This is a genomic window from Halalkalibacter flavus (assembly GCF_036663575.1).
In the GTDB taxonomy this organism is placed as follows: Bacteria; Bacillota; Bacilli; order Bacillales; family Bacillaceae_D; genus Halalkalibacter; species Halalkalibacter flavus.
On sequence record NZ_JAWRVK010000344.1, the window covers coordinates 1 to 249 of the forward strand.

General features: G+C 42.6%; 1 protein-coding gene. It reads left to right on the top strand.

Annotated elements, in window-relative coordinates; all coding sequences use genetic code 11:
• Positions 1 to 201: hypothetical protein (locus tag SAY88_RS25395; protein ID WP_332635213.1), on the top strand; the 201-nt coding region annotated here is incomplete at its 5' end.
• Positions 202 to 249: the final 48 nt, after the last annotated feature.

The window sequence follows — 249 nt, forward strand, 5'->3', positions numbered from 1 at the left end:
GATAGTGTTTCATACGCGACCTTGTCAGCTGCTTTGGCTGCGCACGGCAAGTACGACAACACATCAAACGCTGGCACGTCAGATGCTAGTGGTCAGGTGTTCACGGTCAACTATAAGACGAACCAATATGCTGTTTTGCAGACAACGCCAACTGATACGTCGAGCCATTCGGTATTGATTTATTCATCTTTTTTTGAATGAGCGTATGTGCGTGGTTTATGTTAATTGTGTTTTATTAGAAGTTTTTTT